Here is a 15,235-nt window from a genome sequence, read left to right on the forward strand (position 1 = left end):
TTCCAACGATCGCTTCCACGCTTGCGGTGCAGAAGCCTCGATCGAGAGGGAAAGGCAGTGAGCAAGATGATGGGTAACAAAGTGAGCAGCATGATGCCGAGCATCCTCGCCGGTTTTCTGGCCCTGATGTTCAGCGCGGTCGCCGTGACCGGCGCCGCAGGGCCGTTCGCCTGAGCGCGGACGCATTCTTCCGAAACCACCGTCCGCAGGAGCAATGCATGCACCGGACCTTCACCTACGATGCGATTCTCGCCTCCTCCCAACGCGCCGCATGGCGCATCGAGGATGTCATTCCCGATGGCGCGGCGCTTGATTTCAAGCGGCCGTTCCTGCCCGAGCCGCTTGCCCGCACCTCGGCGGCGCCGGGGCTCGCGGAAAATGAGCGGCTGGCGCTCAACCACGTCAGGGCGCACGAATATCTCAGCATGTTCGGTCTGGTCGAGGAGTTCATCCTCCCGTTCATCCTGGATCATGTTCGCGCCGACCTGCGGCTGGACGACGACCGTATTCGTGCGCTCCTTCAGTTCGCCGGCGAAGAAGCGAAGCATATCCAGCTGTTCAGACGCTTTCACCAGGCATTCGCGCGCGATTTCGGCACGGACTGCGCGATGATCGGGCCGAGCGAGGCGATCTCCGCGAAGGTGCTGAGCCATCACCCGCTCGGCGTCGCCCTGTTCATCCTTCAGCTCGAGTGGATGACCCAGGCCCATTATCTTGGCAGCATCCGCGACGATGCGGATCTCGATCCGCTGATGAAGAGCCTGCTGCGCCACCACTGGATGGAGGAGGCCCAGCATGCCCGGCTCGACACGTTGATGGTCGAGGCGATGGCGGAGCGCCTGTCGGCGAACGAGATCGCACAGGCGTTCGGCGACTATGTCTCGATCATCCGCTTCATGGACGACGGCCTCGCCGCACAGGCGGGGCTCAATCTCGGCGCGCTTGAGGACGCGTGCGGCCTCAGGCTCGGCGAAAGCGAGCGAGCTGCCCTCCAGGCGCAGCAGCATCAATCATCCCGGTGGACCTTTCTTGGTTCCGGAATGGCCCACCCGCGCTTTCAGGCCACCCTGGCGCACATCGCGCCCGCGGCACGGGCGCAGCTCGACGAGATTTCTTCGCTCTTTCACTAACCTCTGACCCGGGAGACATGACATGACCGAAACGATTTTCGAAAGCCGCGTCAACGGCCTCGATCTCTCCGCCCTGGAGGACATGGTCGGCGCAGTCCGCCAGGATCCCGCCCGGGCGATCGTCCGGTTCAAGGTCAAGACCCGCTGGACCGGCCAGACTCGCAGCGAGACGATCGTCGAAGGCTACGAGCTCGGCGGGACACAGATCGACCGCCGCTTCAAGGTCGTCGCCGACGAGCCGGCCGAGCTGATGGGGCAGAACAGCGCCCCCAATCCGCAGGAATTGCTGATGACAGCGCTCAACGCCTGCATGATGGTCGGCTACGTCGCCAACGCGGCGCTGCGCGGCATCGAGCTCGACACGCTGGAGATCGACACCGAGGGACAGCTCGATCTGCGCGGCTTCCTCGGCCTCGATGAGGCCATCCCGCCGGGCTATCGCCAGCTCGATTACACGGTGCGGATCGGCGGGCCCGGCACGGCCGAGCAGTTCCAGGACATCCACCACGCCGTGATGAAGACCTCGCCCAATTTCTTCAACCTGAACCAGCCCATCTGCATGAAGGGCCGGCTCGAGATCGTGTAAGGATCATCCGGGCGGCATCAGAGCCGACACCGAACGGCTCTTACGTCACAGCCTGCGCAAGGGAAAGCTGCCCTGTGTGCGACTTGTCAGGGATCGCGCGCGGACGGCACGGATGAAAGCCGTTGCCGGCTGTTCCGGTGCCGGCGGAACTGCTGCCGGTCGTGCTTCGCTGCGTTGCAATGGTCGAGTCTGATCCCGCAACGATGCGATCATCTGCGGCAGCCGGCATGAGCTCGAGGATTTGCGTATCCGGCTTTTGCGCCTACATTGAACGAGGAACGTGGACGCGAAGGGAGCGATTTTGACGGTAGCGGGAGGCAGGTGGATGATGGCGTTCTGGCTGCTGCTGGCGTCGATCCTCGCGCATGCGTTGCTTCCCGTGGGTTCGCCGCTCGCCCGCACCAGCGGCTCTGCGTTCAGTGCGACCACCGCCGAGGTGGCGCTCAGTCCCTCCCGAGAAGATGCTTTGTCGGACGGCGTGGCCGCAGCGCGGCCTTCCACCGACACCGGCGACGGACATCGGGGCCCGCCCGCTCTCCTCCTGCTCGCCGCGAGCCTGTTCTTCGCTGCCATGCTCGGCCGCCGCCCGGCGCCGCATCGGCCGTGCACGACGACCGCACCGATCGCGTCGTCGCCGCGGCAATCGTTCGACGCGCGCGCCCCGCCGCGCCTCTGATCCCGGGCTCGCCCGGCTCCTCACCGACATCGACACAGCACGCGCTGCCGCGTGCGCTCGCGCGCACGGGCAGGCCGGCGCGTGCGCAATCCGGATCAGACATATGGAACAGACTTTGCGCAAGAACAGCATTGCCGCCGATCCCGAGCGGCTGCACCACGTTCAGGGCCTCCTTGCCCGCTACCCCGGGATCGACGCCGACGAACGGCAGGACATCCTTCAGTATCTCCGCAAGGCGCCGGCGCTCGATGCCGGCCTGCTTACCGGCATCGACGCGATCCGCCCGCAGCTCGATCGGTTCCGCATAGACCACCGCCAGCAACTCGGCCTGCAGAAACGGGATTATGTGGTGGTCGCAATCGTGTTGCTGTTCGTTGCGATCCTGTGCGGACTGCTTTGGGACGCCGGAATCGGCTGAGGCGAGACGTGGCGGCGGGCTTCCTTTCGCGGGCGGCCGCCGCCACGGATCCGATACGGAGACACATCTATGCCGCATCATACGCCGCTTATCGGCACCATCGTCGCGGGCCTCGTGGTCGCCTTCCTGATGGGCGCGCTCGCGCACCGGCTGAAGGTTTCGCCAATCGCCGGCTATCTGCTCGCCGGCGTGATCGTCGGCCCGTTCACGCCCGGGTTCGTCGCCGATCTCAACCTCGCTGCCGAGCTCGCGGAGATCGGCGTCATCCTGCTGATGTTCGGGGTCGGCCTGCATTTCTCGTTGCGGGACCTGCTCGCCGTCAAGAACATCGCTCTGCCGGGGGCGATCGTCCAGATCAGTGTCGCCACCCTGATGGGCATGGCGCTCGCCTGGAGCCTCGGCTGGCCGCTGCTCGGCGGGTTCGTGTTCGGCCTCGCTCTTTCGGTCGCCAGTACGGTCGTGCTGCTTCGCGCCTTGCAGGGACGCAATCTCATCGAAACCGAGCGCGGGCGGATCGCCGTCGGCTGGCTCATCGTCGAGGACCTTGCGATGGTCCTCGCTTTGGTGCTGCTGCCGGCGATAGCAGGTGCGGCAGAAGGCACGCAGACCTCCGGCGCGGTCCTGCTCTCGGTGCTCGAAACCCTGCTGAAGGTCGCCGGCTTCGTCGCGCTGATGCTGATCGTCGGCCGGCGGGTGATTCCCTGGGCCTTGCACTGGGTGGTGCACAGCGGATCGCGTGAGCTGTTCCGGCTGGCGGTGCTCGCGATCGCGCTCGGCGTCGCGTTCGGCGCGGCTTTGGTGTTCGGCGTGTCGTTCGCGCTGGGTGCCTTCTTCGCCGGCATGATCCTCGGCGAGACCGAAATGAGCCGCAGGGCGGCCGAGGAGACGCTGCCGCTCCGCGACGCCTTCGCCGTCCTGTTCTTCGTCTCGGTCGGCATGCTGTTCGATCCGAAGGTGCTCGTCGAACAGCCTTTGCCGCTGTTCGCCACGGTGGCGATCATCGTGTTCGGCAAGTCGCTTGCCGCCTTCCTGATCGTCCGTGCCTTCCGCCATCCGACCGAGACCGCGATCGCCGTTTCCGCAAGTCTTGCGCAGATCGGCGAATTCTCGTTCATCCTGGCCGGGCTCGGCGCCGGCCTCGGCATCCTGCCGGAGGAGGGGCGGGATCTCATCCTGGCCGGCGCGATTCTCTCGATCCTGATCAATCCCTTCCTGTTCGGGCTCGTCGGCGCCCGCGGCAAGCGCGTCAGCGGTGCCGCGGCCGAGACCCATGCCGAGCAGGAAAGGGGTCGGCAGGCGCGGCGCGAGGAACATGTCCTCCTGGTCGGCTACGGCCGAGTCGGCAAGCTGATCGCGGCAAACCTGCAGGCCGAGCAGCGTGCCTTCCTGCTGATCGAGGACCAAGCCGATGTCGCGCGCGCCGCGCGTGCGACGGGCATCGAGACGATCCTCGGCAACGCCACCGACCGCGAGATCCTTCGCAAGGCCGGGGTCGAGGAGGCGTCGAAGCTGCTGATCGCGATACCGGAAGGCTTCGAAGGGGGTGCGATCGCGGAAAGCGCGCGGGCGCTCAATCCGGAGCTGCCGATCATTGCCCGGGCACATTCCGACGAGGAGGTCGCCTTCCTCGAGCGTTTCGGCGCGCGTCATGTCGTGATGGGCGAGCGCGAGACGGCGGCACGAATGGTCGCGCTTGCCCGGGAGGTACGTCTCGCGGTGGCGGCGGAGTCGGCGGGCTGAGGCGCCGAGCGAAGGGGCAGCGCGGCAGGATCGCCGCCCGCCGCCGCTCCGGTCAGTGGCTGTTGGCGTCGGCCTTGCCGTCGCCGACCTTGATGTCGACGTCGACGCCGTTGCGGAGTTCGCCGGCCTGGTCGTCGATCGCGTCGCCCGCCTTCTCCAGCTCGTTGCCGACGACGCCTGCCGTCGACTCCAGCGTGTTGCCGGCGTCCTCGGCGATCGACTCGATCGAGTTGCCGAGCGACTCCGCCGAATTCTCTGCTGCGGCTTCGGTCTTGTCGTCGACGTTGACGTTGCATGCGCCCAGAAGGCCGAGGCCGAGGATCGCCGCTGTTGAAACGATGCGCCGCATTGGGTCTGCTCCACTCTGATCTTTGGGATGATCTAGGTAAATCGGGCGGTACGTGGCGGCAAGCGTGGCCGGCACAGACCTGCGGGATGCATTTTTAACACGTGCTACAAACTTAGTTGCATTTGTGCACTGAACTTCGCGCACCATCTCGAACGAGCTTCGTTCGAAGCTTGGACATTTTGAAGGTCACCCAACATGAAGACAATGATCCCGCTCGCGCTTGCGGCCGCCACCCTGTTCGCCGCACCCGCCTACGCCCAGACGTCGGCCGCGAACTTTGCGGGTCCGCGCGTCGGCGCGGTGGTCGGCGTTGCCGACGATGATTTCGCCGGCACCGACACGTTCACCTACGGCGCCAATGTCGGCTACGATTACGATCTCGGCAACGCCATCGTCGGCATCACCGGCGAGTATCAGGACAGCGACGATACGGGCCGCGAGCTCGCCATCGTCGCCCGCGCCGGTGCGCCGGTCGGCAACAACGCGCTCCTGTATGGCCTCGCCGGCTACTCCAACCTTGGCTCGGGAACCGGCTATCACCTCGATGGCGTTCGCGTCGGCGCGGGTGTCGAGGTGGCGGTCAGCCCCAAGGTGTTCGTCAATCTCGAGCAGCGTTATTCGAACTACGAAGCCGGCGTCGACGGCTTCCAGACGGTCGCCGGCCTCGGCTTCCGCTTCTAACCAGGTCGCAACACCGGAACGGCGCGGGAGCCCGGCTCTCGCGCCTTTTCTCGTTCCAGGACGGCCTCCCTTCGTCGCGCCCAGGCGCACGTTCGTCGCGCGCTGCGGATCTGCGTCTCATCCTCTGCGCTTTTCGGCGCAGCGACGCTGATCGGCGCTGACGACATCGCCATCCTCCCGACCGAAGCCGCAATTGGGGTGAAGGCAGGAGACAAATGGCGGAGGCGTGTTCTGCGCTCGGCAGCAGCCGGGCGGCGATCAATGGCGACGGGTCGCTGATCGCCTTTGTTCGGCCCGGTTCGGACACGGCCGAACTGACCCTCGTCGATCGGCGTTCCCGGCGGGAGACGATGCTGAGGCCGGGAGGCACTCCGTGCCCGATCGGCGATGGCCCCGCCTGGATCGGCGACGTCGCCCTGAGCGCAAACGGCGCGATTCTCGCCTTCGTTCACGCGGTGCCGGAGCGGAGCGCCGACGACGGCGGTCTGTCGCTCAAGGCCTATTCCGATCTCTATGTCTACGAGCTTCGAAGGCGCAGGCTGCTCCGCCTTGGCGCCGACGGCGCGCTCGATGCCATTGCCGGGACGCTTCCGCAGATCCTCGAGGTCGCCGTGTCTGGGACGGGAGACCAGATCGGCTTCGCAGCCGTCACCGCGTCCGGCCCCCCCGGGGAGACCAACATCTTTCTGTACGACCGGGCCGGACCGGGCCTCATCCAGGTGAACGGCCCCGCGAACGGCGCAGGGCGGGCGATCGCGATGAGCGCGGACGGCGGCACCTTGTTTTTCTGCAATACCGCCGACGGCGGCCTTTTCGTCCATGAGCGCGCGCTGGGCCGCACGACGGCGCTGCCGATTACGACCTTGCCGCGGAATGTCGGAGCGGGCCGGCCTTATGCGATTACAGGCGACGGTCGGCTGATCGCGTTCGAGACCGACAGCGGTGAGCGGCATGTGCGCCTGTATGACCGCGCGACGGGCTTGATCGAAGAGGTCAGCGAGACTCTGGGCCTGTTCTGCCGCCATGCCGAGCAGCCCACGATCTCGCGCGACGGCCGCTACGTCGCGTTCAGCAGCCGGCTTCCGGGGCTCCGCGCGAGCGCCGATCTGTGGCGGATCTACGTCTTCGATCGCGCGACCCGCCGGGTGCGGCTGATCGACGGCAATGACGATGCTGCCGCGCCACGCCGGGCCAGCATCTCGGCGGACGGATCGACATTGCTGACCGAAATCACCCGGGCGGGCGGCACGCCGGCGATCGCCATCCGAGCCAACCCGCTCCACAGCAGGATGGGGCCGGCGCGGTCAGCATCGACCCGGACTTCGTCGGCCGCGGCGCCGAGCGCGAGCGCGCGGCCGTTCCAGCCCGCGCTGACGGCGGCGTGATCAGACGGGTGCGCGGAGCAGGGCGCGAACGCCGGCATGGTCCGTGTCGTAGGCGAGATCGGCTTGAAGGCTCTTCGCCATGGCCTTGATCAGCTTGGTGCCGAGGCCCGTGCCCTTGATCGATCCGTCGCTGGGAAGGCCCTCCCCATCATCCTCGACGCTGAGCAGGAATTCGTGCTCGCTCTCCCGCGAGAGGCGGATGCGGACCTCTCCGTCGGTTTCGGGCGGGTAGGCATATTTGCAGGCGTTGCTGACCAGTTCGTTGACGATGACGCCCAGCGACACGGCACGATCCGCGGTGAGCCGGACCGGATCGGCACCGAGCGTCAGCCGACGTGGCGATTGCGGTGTCGACCAGGTCTGCTCGAGCTCGGCGACGAGCGCACGCAGATATTCGTCCATCGACACGAACTCGACGTCTCCGGACGAATAAAGGCGGCGGTGAACATGGGCGATCGCCTGGACCCGCTGCTGGGTTTCCTGGAGCGCCGCCTGCGCTGCGCCGTCCTTGAGCAGCGAGGCCTGCATGTGCACGAAGGCGGAGACGAGCTGCAGGCTGTTGGCGACGCGGTGATTGACCTCGCGAAGCAGGGTCTCGAGCCGGGCGTTGCTGGCGCGAAGCTCCTCCTCGACGCGTTCCTTGGCGCTTCGCAGGTGAACCCGCTCGATCGCCTGGGTGAAGGAGCTTGCGAGGAGATCGAAAAAGTCGTCGCCGATCGACTTCACCACATAGTCGGCAGCCCCGGCCTTCAGCGCGGCGACGGCGATCCGGGTCTCGTCGGAGCCGGTGACGTAGACCACCGGTGGACAGTCCGGAACCGACTTGAGCGCGGAGAGGGTGGCAAGACCGTCCTGACCGGGCATATAATGGTCCATCGCGATAAGGTCGTAAGCCCCCGCGCGAGCCTTGGCGACGCCCTCGCCGCCGCTGGCTGCAAGGTCGACGTCGAAACCGCGGCGACGGAGCGCGCGCTGGATCAGCCGACGAAGACCGTCGTCGTCATCGATATAGAGAATGCGTGCCTGCGGCGTCTCGCTCAAGCCTGGTCATCCACGTCGGGCACCTGGATCACCGAAAGGAACAGGCCAAGCTGGCGGATCGCGTCGGCGAAATTCTCGTAATTGACCGGTTTGGTGATGTAGACGTTGCAGCCGAGATCGTAGCAGCGCTGGATCTCGACCTTGTCGTCGGTGGTGGTGAGCACCACGACGGGGGTGCGCCGCAGCGGCCCCTCGCTCTTGATCCGGGCCAGGATATCGGTGCCGCTCATGTCGGGCAGATTGAGATCGAGCAGGATCAGGGCAGGGCCGTTCCGGGCCGGGCCTTCCGGAGCTTCGTAGAGATATTGAAGCGCAGACGTTCCGTCGGTGAAATGGCGAATGTTGTTCGAGATCCCGGCACGGCGGATATTCTTCTCGATCAGACGCGCATGGCCCTCATCGTCCTCGATCATGACGATGTTGACGGGATGATGGTCGGTCATGCTGCGTAATTCCCCGCCTCGAGAGTGAGCGGCACTGAAAGCCGGAAGGTGGCGCCGTGGTCAAGCTGCGATCGCACGTCGATGACGCCGCCGAGCCGATAGGCGAGCGCCCGGACATGGGCGAGGCCGATGCCTTCGCCGGGCTGATCCTGCGCGCCGGAGCGGCGGAACAGATCGAAGATCCGCTCATGATCCTTGGGATCGATGCCGCGGCCATTGTCGCTGACTTCGAACACCGCGCGCGCACCGTCGCGATGGCCGCTGATGCGGATGATCCCGGGCCGCCCGGGCTTTAGATATTTCACGGCATTTTCGACGAGATTGGACAGGATCTGATCGAGCGCGACGCGGTCGCTGACCACGTCGGGCAAGGCGGCGGCGCTGATTTCGGCCCCCGCATCGGCGGCGCGCTGGTGGAGATTGTCGATGATCGACTGCACGAGGGCGTTCATGTCGAGCGGCTCAGGGGTCAAAGCGCGCCGTCCCTCACGCGAGAGGCGGAGAATGGCATTGATCAGGCGGTCCATCTTCTGGGTCGACGTGCGGATGAATCCGATCGCCTCGGGAAGGTCCTCCCGCACCGCCAGCCGCGCTTCCTGGGGAACGCTTTCGGGCGCCTGTTCCTCGATCCTGTCGATCCAGCCGCCGATCGTCTTGCGGGCGGCATCGAGCTCGGCGGTGAAGCCCATCACGTTGACCAGCGGCGAGCGCAGATCGTGCGAGACGATGTAGGCGAAGCGCTGGATTTCCTGATTGGCGCGCTGCAATTCGCTGGTGCGTTCCTGCACCAGCATTTCGAGATCGCCGTTCAGGCGGCGCAGCTCGTTGCGCGAGGCCGACAGCTGGCCGGTATAGCGCCGCATGACGGCGAGGGTGAAGGCGGCGACGAGGACCAGCAGCAATCCGGCAATGGTCAGCACCGTGTAGAAGGTGGCGAGGGTCGCATGCTGACGCTCGTTGCGCAGCCGCAGCAGCGCGCGTTCGTCGTCTCGCATGCTCTGGGCGATTGCCCGGATCTGCCGGGTGAGCGCAACGCCGGGATCCTGGTTGAAATTGGCGAAGTCGGCCGCCCGGCCGCTGGCCACCTGCTCGATCGTCTGTGCCTGCAGGAGCTGCTGGCGCCGCAGCAGGGTGCGAAGGCGAATGGCGCGCGCCTGCTGGCGCGGATTGTCGGCGGTGACCTTCGCGATGTCCTCCGCCAGGGCCGGCAATCCTGCCGCCGCGCTGACGAAAATCGTTCGGAAGGCAGGATCGCGGGACAGCAGATAGCCCCGGCGGCCCGTCTCCGACCGCTCTACCAGGGTCGCGAAGTCGCTGATCTTCGCATCGACCAGCAAGGTGTGCTCCACCGCGGCGGCATTGTCCTGATTGCGGCTCTGCAACCATGCCGCCGCGGCCGCGGCGAGGAGCAAGGCCGCAAAGCCAAGCGCGAGCATCGGGGCGAGCACACGCGCGACGCCGCGCTCCGCATTTTCAGGGACAAGTGGCATGCGCGCTTCCTAGAGTGCGATCGTCCGTGGTGAAAGCGCCAGAGGCTTCCACGGCGCGCAATACGGCTCTACGAGGCTGCCGCGCCATTATGCGCCCGTCAATTTCCCTTGGGAGCCGATGAGCTTCGATCTGCACTTTCTCCTGTTCGCGATACCGGCCGTGATCCTGATCGGTCTCGCCAAGGGTGGCTTTTCCGGGCTGGGCGCGCTTGGGACGCCGTTGATGGCGCTCGGCACCGGCGATCCGGTCAAGGCCGCGGCAATCCTGCTGCCGATCCTGATCGCGCAGGACGTGGTCGGGGTGGCGGCGTTTCGGAAGAGCTGGGATGCCTGGATCCTCAAAGCGATGCTGCCGGGCGCGGTCGCCGGTATCGGTCTCGGCTATGTCCTTGCCGCCGCAGTGTCCTCCGCAGCCGTGATGGCATCCCTCGGCGCGGTGTCGATCCTGTTCGGTGCCTATCGCCTGTGGGCCGAACGGGGCGGACGGATCGCGGCCTCGTCCACTTCGCCGGCCTGGGTAGGGGCACTCTTCGGAGTTGCTACCGGGTTCACCAGCCAGATCGCCCATGCCGGCGGCCCGCCCTTTCAGATGTGGGTGATGCCTCGCAAGCTGCCCCGCGACGTGTTTGTCGGTACCTCGGCGATTTTCTTTGCGGTGGTCAATTGGATCAAGGTGCCCGCCTATCTCGCGCTTGGTCAGTTCACGACCGAAAACGCGGTCACCGCGGCGATGCTGCTGCCGCTTGCCGTCCTGTCGAGCCTTGCGGGCGTCAAGCTGGTCCGGAAGGTTTCGCCGGAGCGTTTCTACGTGATCGTCTACTGGCTGATGATCGTCGCTGGTACCAAGCTCCTGCTCGACGGGCTCGGGCTCGCCTGATCGCCTGAGCGGCAGGATCGTCTCCCCCTCCAGCAACAAAAGTGACATAGCTGCTTACTGCGCCGAAACGACTATGGCGCAGGACGATCCGATGCCTGCATCCATGGCCGGAATGGAACATGTCGTGTCGCCGTGCACTATTGCTTGCGACATGAACAGTCGGCGACTCGTGCCTTTGTCTCTGCGTCGTCTCGAAGACTCTCCCCTGGTCTTCACTCAGGCACGTTTCCCCCCGCAGACATGTTTTCCCGGTGGCTGACAGCCCCACCTTTGTTTGGATACGAGGAGATCCCAGATGAACATCAAGACGATCATGCTCACCGCCTCCTTGCTCGCGTCTAGCGGCATCGCCGCTGCGCAGACCAGCGCGCCGGCCGCCGGCCAGCAGCCCGCACCGCAGACGGCTCCGGAACAGCCGGTCGCTGAGCCCGGCACCGATCAGGCCACCACAGCAGGCACCCCGCAGACCGGCACGCCTTCGGCCACTGGTGCGAACTCGACGACGGGCACGACCGGCACCACGGACACGACCCAGGGATCCGGCAGCGTCACGACCGGAGCGAGCGCAGCGTCCGACCAGGTCAGCCTCGCAACCGCCGCCGATGTGACCGCAGGGGCCAAGGTGTTCGATCAGGCCGGCGGCGCGGTCGGAACCATCGAGTCGGCGAATGCGCAGGGTGCCGTCGTCTCGACCGGAACGGCGCGGGTCCAGATCCCGCTCGGTAGCTTCGGCAAGAACAGCAGCGGCCTGGTGATCGGAACGACCAAGGCCGACCTGGAAGCCGCCGCGGCCAAGGCGACTCCGAAGAAGTAACGAACTGGAATGACGGTGGGCGGGGTGCCGAGGCACCCCGCCCGCTATTCATGTGTGCTCAGGCGCGTCAGCGCGAACCGCCCCACGTGTAGGTGAGGCCCAGGCCGCCGGAGAATTGATCGCGCTTGCCATAGGTCCGAACAAGCGGCGACTTGCCGGCATCCTCGATCAGACGATCATATTTGGCGTAGCTCATGATCCCCCAGTTGCGGCCGAGTTGGAACAGCAGGCCGGCGGTTCCGCCGACCGCCTGCACGCCACCGTCGGGATCGTAAAGGGGAAGCCCTGTTGCGGCGCTCTCGCGCGGGTTCACGCCGAAATAGGCCTGATTGTACTTGGCGTCGGAGAAGGTGACACGCGGTCCGATCGAGAAGAGATAGCGATCGGCGTCGCGCAGGACGAAATCGGCGCCGGCATTGCCGACCCATCCGTCATGCCCGCCAAGGCCCTTCCGCCCTTCGACGCGTAGCCGGAAGTTCGGTGCCACGTACAATTGGGCGAAGGCGCCGGCCTCGACCGTGGTCTTCACCTTGTCGACGGGCGCGCCGACCTTGCTCGGCTTGCGCTTGCCCTCGATGTTCAGCGAGGGTCCGACCTCGAACGTGCCCGTCTTGATCAGACCAAGGCCGATCGCCTCGTCGGGTGCCTCGAACTCGAACTGGTCCTCGCGGGTATAGGAGAAATCGATCATCGGCCGGATGCTGTAATCGTCGGAGCCGGGGAAGCTCGGCACCGCCTGCGCGCCGATGCCGACGCGGTAGCGCCGGGGCGCCTTGGTTTCCTGCGCTCCGCCATCGTCCTGGGCCACGGCCGGCGCCGAGGGCAGGAGGAGCGGAAGGATGAATGCGGCGGCGAGTGCCGTCGTTCGCGTCATGGTCATGCGTCGGAACCCCTGTCTTGCAGCCTTCGTGTCCCTAGCGGGAAGCGGCCTTCGTGGCGATGAAAGTTTCTGCCGTTCCGGTTGCTTTCGGTCGCGGCGTCAGGCGGTGGAACACCCGAAGGGCAATTCGGTTCATATCCGAAATCAATCTACTGACATCCGTGGCAATTGAGTCGCATTCAGGCGTCTCCCCGACACGGAGCAGTCGGCGGCGGCACTGCCCGATGGGCCGTACCACCGCCGCGGAAATCACAGCCTCCCCTCGACGAGCAGTTCGCGAGTGCGCTGGAGCGTCGAAAGCAGGGCGCTCCTGTAGCCGTTATCGCTGTCGAACTGGGCCTGCTCGGCCTGCTCTTCGGGCCCGTTGGGCGCCTTGTCGCGGAGACCGAGATAGCAATAGAAGCGGAGCTGCAGCGCGCCGTTCGCGTCCTCGAACAATTCGTTAACGATCGCGCCTTCGCGCGGGCCGCCGGCCTGGAAGAAGGTGACCTTGCGCTCCGGCTCGAAGGCGATGATCTCGCGCAGGTCTGCGCCCGCAATCGTTGCCTCGCGAACGAGGTGCGTCCCACTCTCCTCGACGACGTCGCAGCGGGTGCAAAGGCCTGGCGGCAGAAACAAGCGGGCGTCGCGGGCCTTCAGAACCAGGCCCTTCCAGACCTGATCGCGGGTGAGTCTGATCTCGCCATCCGGATTTACCGGAACGGTCGCGGTCGAATAGATCATGTCATGTTTCCCTGGATTGTAGGTTGAAGAGGCTGGAGCGCTCAGGCCGCGATCTGCGCGACGAAGTCGCGGTACGAGCGCATTGGGCGGCCGAGCAGGGTGGTCAGGCGCTCGACGTCGCCGGCGTCGGCAACCATGCCGTCGGTCAGGAATCGGTCGGCCATCAGGCGCATGTCGAGAGCCATCCAGTGCGGCATGACCTGGCGGAGATTCTGCTCGAAGCCGGCGGTGTCGTCGCCTGCATAGGTGATCGGGCGACCCAGGATGTCCGTCCAGATCGCCGCGGCATCGGTGCCGGTCAGCGTATCCGGGCCGACCAGGTTGATCCGGGTAAGCGGCAGCGGCGCGTCGGCTCGCTCACGGCGGATCAGCTCGATGGCGGCGATCTCGCCGACGTCACGGGCGTCGATCATCGCCAGGCCCTTCGCGCCGATCGGCATCGGGTAGATGCCGTAACGGGTCACCACGTCCTTGATGGTGATGTCGTTGTTCATGAAATAGGCCGGACGGAGGATGGTGGCGTTAAGACCCATTTGCTCGATCATCCGCTCGACCCCGAACTTTCCGGCGAAGTGCGGCACGTCCACGTACAGGTCGCTGTGGATCACCGAGAGGTAGACGATCCGCTTCACCCCGGCCTCGCGGGCGATCGCCAGGGCGACCAGCGCCTGCGTGAATTCGTCCGCCACCACGCCGTTCAGCAGGAAGAGCGTGGAAATGCCGCCAAAAGCGCTGCGCAACGAGTCGACGTCGAGCAGATCGCCCTTGACGACCTCCACGCCGGCCGGGAAGCCGGCTTTCGAGGGATCACGTACCAGGGCGCGCACGTCGGCGCCGCGCTTCACAAGCTGGTCGACGACATTGCGGCCGACATTTCCGGTCGCACCGGTAACGAGAATGGTCATTGGGGTCACTCCTTGGGTTGAGCCATCTGGCACCCCCGAAATGATCGATCCACATTCCAGCCGGTAGACGCTATATCTGGACACATCGTCTCACTGGTGGAACATATGGATCTGCTTGCGCTTGCCGATTTCACGCTGGTCGCGCGCCATGGCGGGTTCGGCCGGGCCGCCCGTGCGGCGGGACGGCCGAAGGCGACCTTGTCGCGGCGGGTGGCGGAGCTGGAGGCGAGCCTTGGCCTGCGCCTCTTCGAGCGCGGTGCGCGCGCGCTCAAACTGACGGAAGAAGGGCGGGCGCTTGCCGAGCGTGCCGGGATGCTGCTCATCGAACTGGAGGAGACTGCGGCGGCGATCGCCTCGCGCGGCGACAGGCCGCGTGGGCGCCTGCGGATCAGCGCCCCTTTGCTTTTCTCGCAGACTGCGATGGGCAAGCTCGCGGCCGACTTCGCCCTGGCCTATCCTGAGGTCCGGCTGGAAGTGACGGCGGAAGACCGGCCCGTGGACATGATCGAAGAGGCCTACGATCTCGTGATCCGGGTCAATCCGGATCCGGACGAGAGCCTGATCGGCCGCGTGTTCCTGCACGACCGATTGGTCGTGGTGGCGAGTCCCGCCGTCGCGAGACCGGTGGACGGCAGTGCCGTTCCGGCGGTGGTGCGGGCAGGCGGCGACCGCTCGGCCTGGACGGTGAAGACGCCTGCGGGCCGATCGAGCATCGCAATCGACCCGGTCCTCAGCCTGTCGTCGCTGGTCATGGTTCGCGACGCGGTGCGCGCGGGCCTTGGCGCCGCCCGTCTGCCGGTGTCGCTGGTCAGTCATGACCTCGCGGACGGGACATTGATTTCGTGGGGCGACGTGGATGGACCGGATATCGCCTTGTGGGCGCTCTATCCCTCGCGGCGACTGCTGAGCGCCCGGGTGTCGGCATTCCTCGACCATCTCAAGCACGCTTTCCCGAACGGAGTTCCGGAAGAGCTGGCTGCCTTCATCCGCAGGTGAGGTGACCCGGCATGACGTCCGTGAGATCCCACGGAGTGGGCCCTGCCGGAGGTAACACTTGGAAATCGTGACCTTCGGCATATGGTAAGATGCCGCAGGCT

General features: G+C 66.1%; 17 protein-coding genes. 10 read left to right on the plus strand and 7 right to left on the minus strand.

Annotation, left to right across the window (positions count from 1 at the left end; all coding sequences use genetic code 11):
- Positions 1–218: 218 nt before the first annotated feature.
- The 5 genes from C7I55_RS00535 to ybaL all read left to right on the plus strand — a co-directional run bounded on the left by C7I55_RS00535 (position 219) and on the right by ybaL (position 4,550).
- Positions 219–1,130, plus strand: coding sequence for a diiron oxygenase (locus C7I55_RS00535; protein WP_106510956.1), 912 nt, complete (start codon positions 219–221; stop codon positions 1,128–1,130).
- 22 nt (positions 1,131–1,152) lie between these two features.
- Positions 1,153–1,716, plus strand: coding sequence for an OsmC family protein (locus C7I55_RS00540; RefSeq protein ID WP_106510957.1), 564 nt, complete (start codon positions 1,153–1,155; stop codon positions 1,714–1,716).
- A gap of 325 nt (positions 1,717–2,041) precedes the next feature.
- Positions 2,042–2,392 carry a hypothetical protein gene (locus C7I55_RS00545; protein WP_106510958.1) on the plus strand — a complete coding sequence of 117 codons (351 nt, stop codon included), beginning with the start codon at positions 2,042–2,044 and terminating at the stop codon, positions 2,390–2,392.
- Between the two features lie 103 nt (positions 2,393–2,495).
- A complete protein-coding gene (locus C7I55_RS00550; RefSeq protein ID WP_106510959.1) occupies positions 2,496–2,810 on the plus strand; it encodes a hypothetical protein in 315 nt (104 codons plus the stop codon).
- A gap of 69 nt (positions 2,811–2,879) precedes the next feature.
- Positions 2,880–4,550, plus strand: a complete 1,671-nt coding sequence (gene ybaL, locus C7I55_RS00555; protein ID WP_106510960.1) for a YbaL family putative K(+) efflux transporter — start codon at positions 2,880–2,882, stop codon at positions 4,548–4,550.
- 52 nt (positions 4,551–4,602) lie between these two features.
- Here ybaL and C7I55_RS00560 read toward each other — a convergent pair whose 3' ends face one another.
- The gene (locus tag C7I55_RS00560) at positions 4,603–4,899 is read right to left on the minus strand and encodes a hypothetical protein (protein ID WP_106510961.1); all 297 of its coding nucleotides are present in this window, start codon (positions 4,897–4,899) and stop codon (positions 4,603–4,605) included.
- Between the two features lie 195 nt (positions 4,900–5,094).
- Between C7I55_RS00560 and C7I55_RS00565 the strand changes: the two genes are divergently transcribed.
- Both C7I55_RS00565 and C7I55_RS00570 read left to right on the plus strand, forming a co-directional pair.
- Positions 5,095–5,580: an outer membrane protein gene (locus C7I55_RS00565; RefSeq protein ID WP_106510962.1), complete on the plus strand. Its 486-nt coding sequence runs from the start codon at positions 5,095–5,097 to the stop codon at positions 5,578–5,580.
- Between the two features lie 215 nt (positions 5,581–5,795).
- Positions 5,796–6,965 (plus strand): TolB family protein, encoded by a 1,170-nt coding sequence (locus C7I55_RS00570; protein WP_106510963.1) that lies wholly within the window; start codon positions 5,796–5,798, stop codon positions 6,963–6,965.
- On the opposite strand, the gene C7I55_RS00575 is transcribed toward C7I55_RS00570, so the two are convergent.
- From C7I55_RS00575 to C7I55_RS00585, 3 genes are read right to left on the minus strand one after another with little or no spacing between them, the layout of a single operon-like run.
- Positions 6,966–8,006 carry a sensor histidine kinase gene (locus C7I55_RS00575; protein WP_106510964.1) on the minus strand — a complete coding sequence of 347 codons (1,041 nt, stop codon included), beginning with the start codon at positions 8,004–8,006 and terminating at the stop codon, positions 6,966–6,968.
- The gene (locus tag C7I55_RS00580) at positions 8,003–8,449 is read right to left on the minus strand and encodes a response regulator (RefSeq protein WP_106510965.1); all 447 of its coding nucleotides are present in this window, start codon (positions 8,447–8,449) and stop codon (positions 8,003–8,005) included. Before C7I55_RS00580 ends, C7I55_RS00575 begins: the two co-directional genes overlap by 4 nt.
- Positions 8,446–9,939: a sensor histidine kinase gene (locus C7I55_RS00585; RefSeq protein ID WP_106510966.1), complete on the minus strand. Its 1,494-nt coding sequence runs from the start codon at positions 9,937–9,939 to the stop codon at positions 8,446–8,448. The genes C7I55_RS00580 and C7I55_RS00585 overlap by 4 nt, the downstream gene beginning before the upstream one ends.
- 118 nt (positions 9,940–10,057) lie before the next feature.
- Here C7I55_RS00585 and C7I55_RS00590 point away from each other — a divergent pair, with 118 nt between their 5' ends.
- The gene (locus C7I55_RS00590; RefSeq protein WP_106510967.1) at positions 10,058–10,816 is read left to right on the plus strand and encodes a sulfite exporter TauE/SafE family protein; all 759 of its coding nucleotides are present in this window, start codon (positions 10,058–10,060) and stop codon (positions 10,814–10,816) included.
- Between the two features lie 295 nt (positions 10,817–11,111).
- Positions 11,112–11,630: a hypothetical protein gene (locus C7I55_RS00595; RefSeq protein WP_106510968.1), complete on the plus strand. Its 519-nt coding sequence runs from the start codon at positions 11,112–11,114 to the stop codon at positions 11,628–11,630.
- 67 nt (positions 11,631–11,697) lie between these two features.
- On the opposite strand, the gene C7I55_RS00600 is transcribed toward C7I55_RS00595, so the two are convergent.
- The 3 genes from C7I55_RS00600 to C7I55_RS00610 form a co-directional block, all read right to left on the minus strand.
- Positions 11,698–12,510, minus strand: a complete 813-nt coding sequence (locus C7I55_RS00600) for a MipA/OmpV family protein (protein WP_106510969.1) — start codon at positions 12,508–12,510, stop codon at positions 11,698–11,700.
- Positions 12,511–12,759: 249 nt separating this feature from the next.
- Entirely contained in the window at positions 12,760–13,233 is a 474-nt protein-coding gene (locus C7I55_RS00605) for an SRPBCC family protein (protein ID WP_106510970.1), read from the minus strand.
- Between the two features lie 41 nt (positions 13,234–13,274).
- On the minus strand, positions 13,275–14,138 hold the full coding sequence (locus C7I55_RS00610) for an SDR family oxidoreductase (RefSeq protein ID WP_106510971.1): 864 nt from the start codon (positions 14,136–14,138) through the stop codon (positions 13,275–13,277).
- A 105-nt stretch (positions 14,139–14,243) separates the two neighbouring features.
- Here C7I55_RS00610 and C7I55_RS00615 point away from each other — a divergent pair, with 105 nt between their 5' ends.
- The gene (locus C7I55_RS00615) at positions 14,244–15,134 is read left to right on the plus strand and encodes a LysR family transcriptional regulator (protein WP_106510972.1); all 891 of its coding nucleotides are present in this window, start codon (positions 14,244–14,246) and stop codon (positions 15,132–15,134) included.
- Positions 15,135–15,235 lie beyond the last annotated feature (101 nt).

Origin of the sequence: Allosphingosinicella deserti (assembly GCF_003012735.1) — a bacterium.
In the GTDB taxonomy this organism is placed as follows: domain Bacteria; phylum Pseudomonadota; class Alphaproteobacteria; order Sphingomonadales; family Sphingomonadaceae; genus Allosphingosinicella; species Allosphingosinicella deserti.

Excerpts from the sequence above, each read along its gene's own strand:
- C7I55_RS00595 (WP_106510968.1), top strand. The coding sequence starts at position 11,112 with ATGAACATCAAGACGATCATGCTCACCGCCTCCTTGCTCGCGTCTAGC.
- C7I55_RS00570 (WP_106510963.1), top strand. The coding sequence starts at position 5,796 with ATGGCGGAGGCGTGTTCTGCGCTCGGCAGCAGCCGGGCGGCGATCAAT.
- ybaL (WP_106510960.1), top strand. The coding sequence starts at position 2,880 with ATGCCGCATCATACGCCGCTTATCGGCACCATCGTCGCGGGCCTCGTG.
- C7I55_RS00590 (WP_106510967.1), top strand. The coding sequence starts at position 10,058 with ATGAGCTTCGATCTGCACTTTCTCCTGTTCGCGATACCGGCCGTGATC.
- C7I55_RS00580 (WP_106510965.1), bottom strand. The coding sequence starts at position 8,449 with ATGACCGACCATCATCCCGTCAACATCGTCATGATCGAGGACGATGAG.
- C7I55_RS00560 (WP_106510961.1), bottom strand. The coding sequence starts at position 4,899 with ATGCGGCGCATCGTTTCAACAGCGGCGATCCTCGGCCTCGGCCTTCTG.
- C7I55_RS00545 (WP_106510958.1), top strand. The coding sequence starts at position 2,042 with ATGATGGCGTTCTGGCTGCTGCTGGCGTCGATCCTCGCGCATGCGTTG.
- C7I55_RS00610 (WP_106510971.1), bottom strand. The coding sequence starts at position 14,138 with ATGACCATTCTCGTTACCGGTGCGACCGGAAATGTCGGCCGCAATGTC.
- C7I55_RS00585 (WP_106510966.1), bottom strand. The coding sequence starts at position 9,939 with ATGCCACTTGTCCCTGAAAATGCGGAGCGCGGCGTCGCGCGTGTGCTC.
- C7I55_RS00600 (WP_106510969.1), bottom strand. The coding sequence starts at position 12,510 with ATGACCATGACGCGAACGACGGCACTCGCCGCCGCATTCATCCTTCCG.
- C7I55_RS00605 (WP_106510970.1), bottom strand. The coding sequence starts at position 13,233 with ATGATCTATTCGACCGCGACCGTTCCGGTAAATCCGGATGGCGAGATC.
- C7I55_RS00540 (WP_106510957.1), top strand. The coding sequence starts at position 1,153 with ATGACCGAAACGATTTTCGAAAGCCGCGTCAACGGCCTCGATCTCTCC.
- C7I55_RS00615 (WP_106510972.1), top strand. The coding sequence starts at position 14,244 with ATGGATCTGCTTGCGCTTGCCGATTTCACGCTGGTCGCGCGCCATGGC.
- C7I55_RS00550 (WP_106510959.1), top strand. The coding sequence starts at position 2,496 with ATGGAACAGACTTTGCGCAAGAACAGCATTGCCGCCGATCCCGAGCGG.
- C7I55_RS00565 (WP_106510962.1), top strand. The coding sequence starts at position 5,095 with ATGAAGACAATGATCCCGCTCGCGCTTGCGGCCGCCACCCTGTTCGCC.
- C7I55_RS00535 (WP_106510956.1), top strand. The coding sequence starts at position 219 with ATGCACCGGACCTTCACCTACGATGCGATTCTCGCCTCCTCCCAACGC.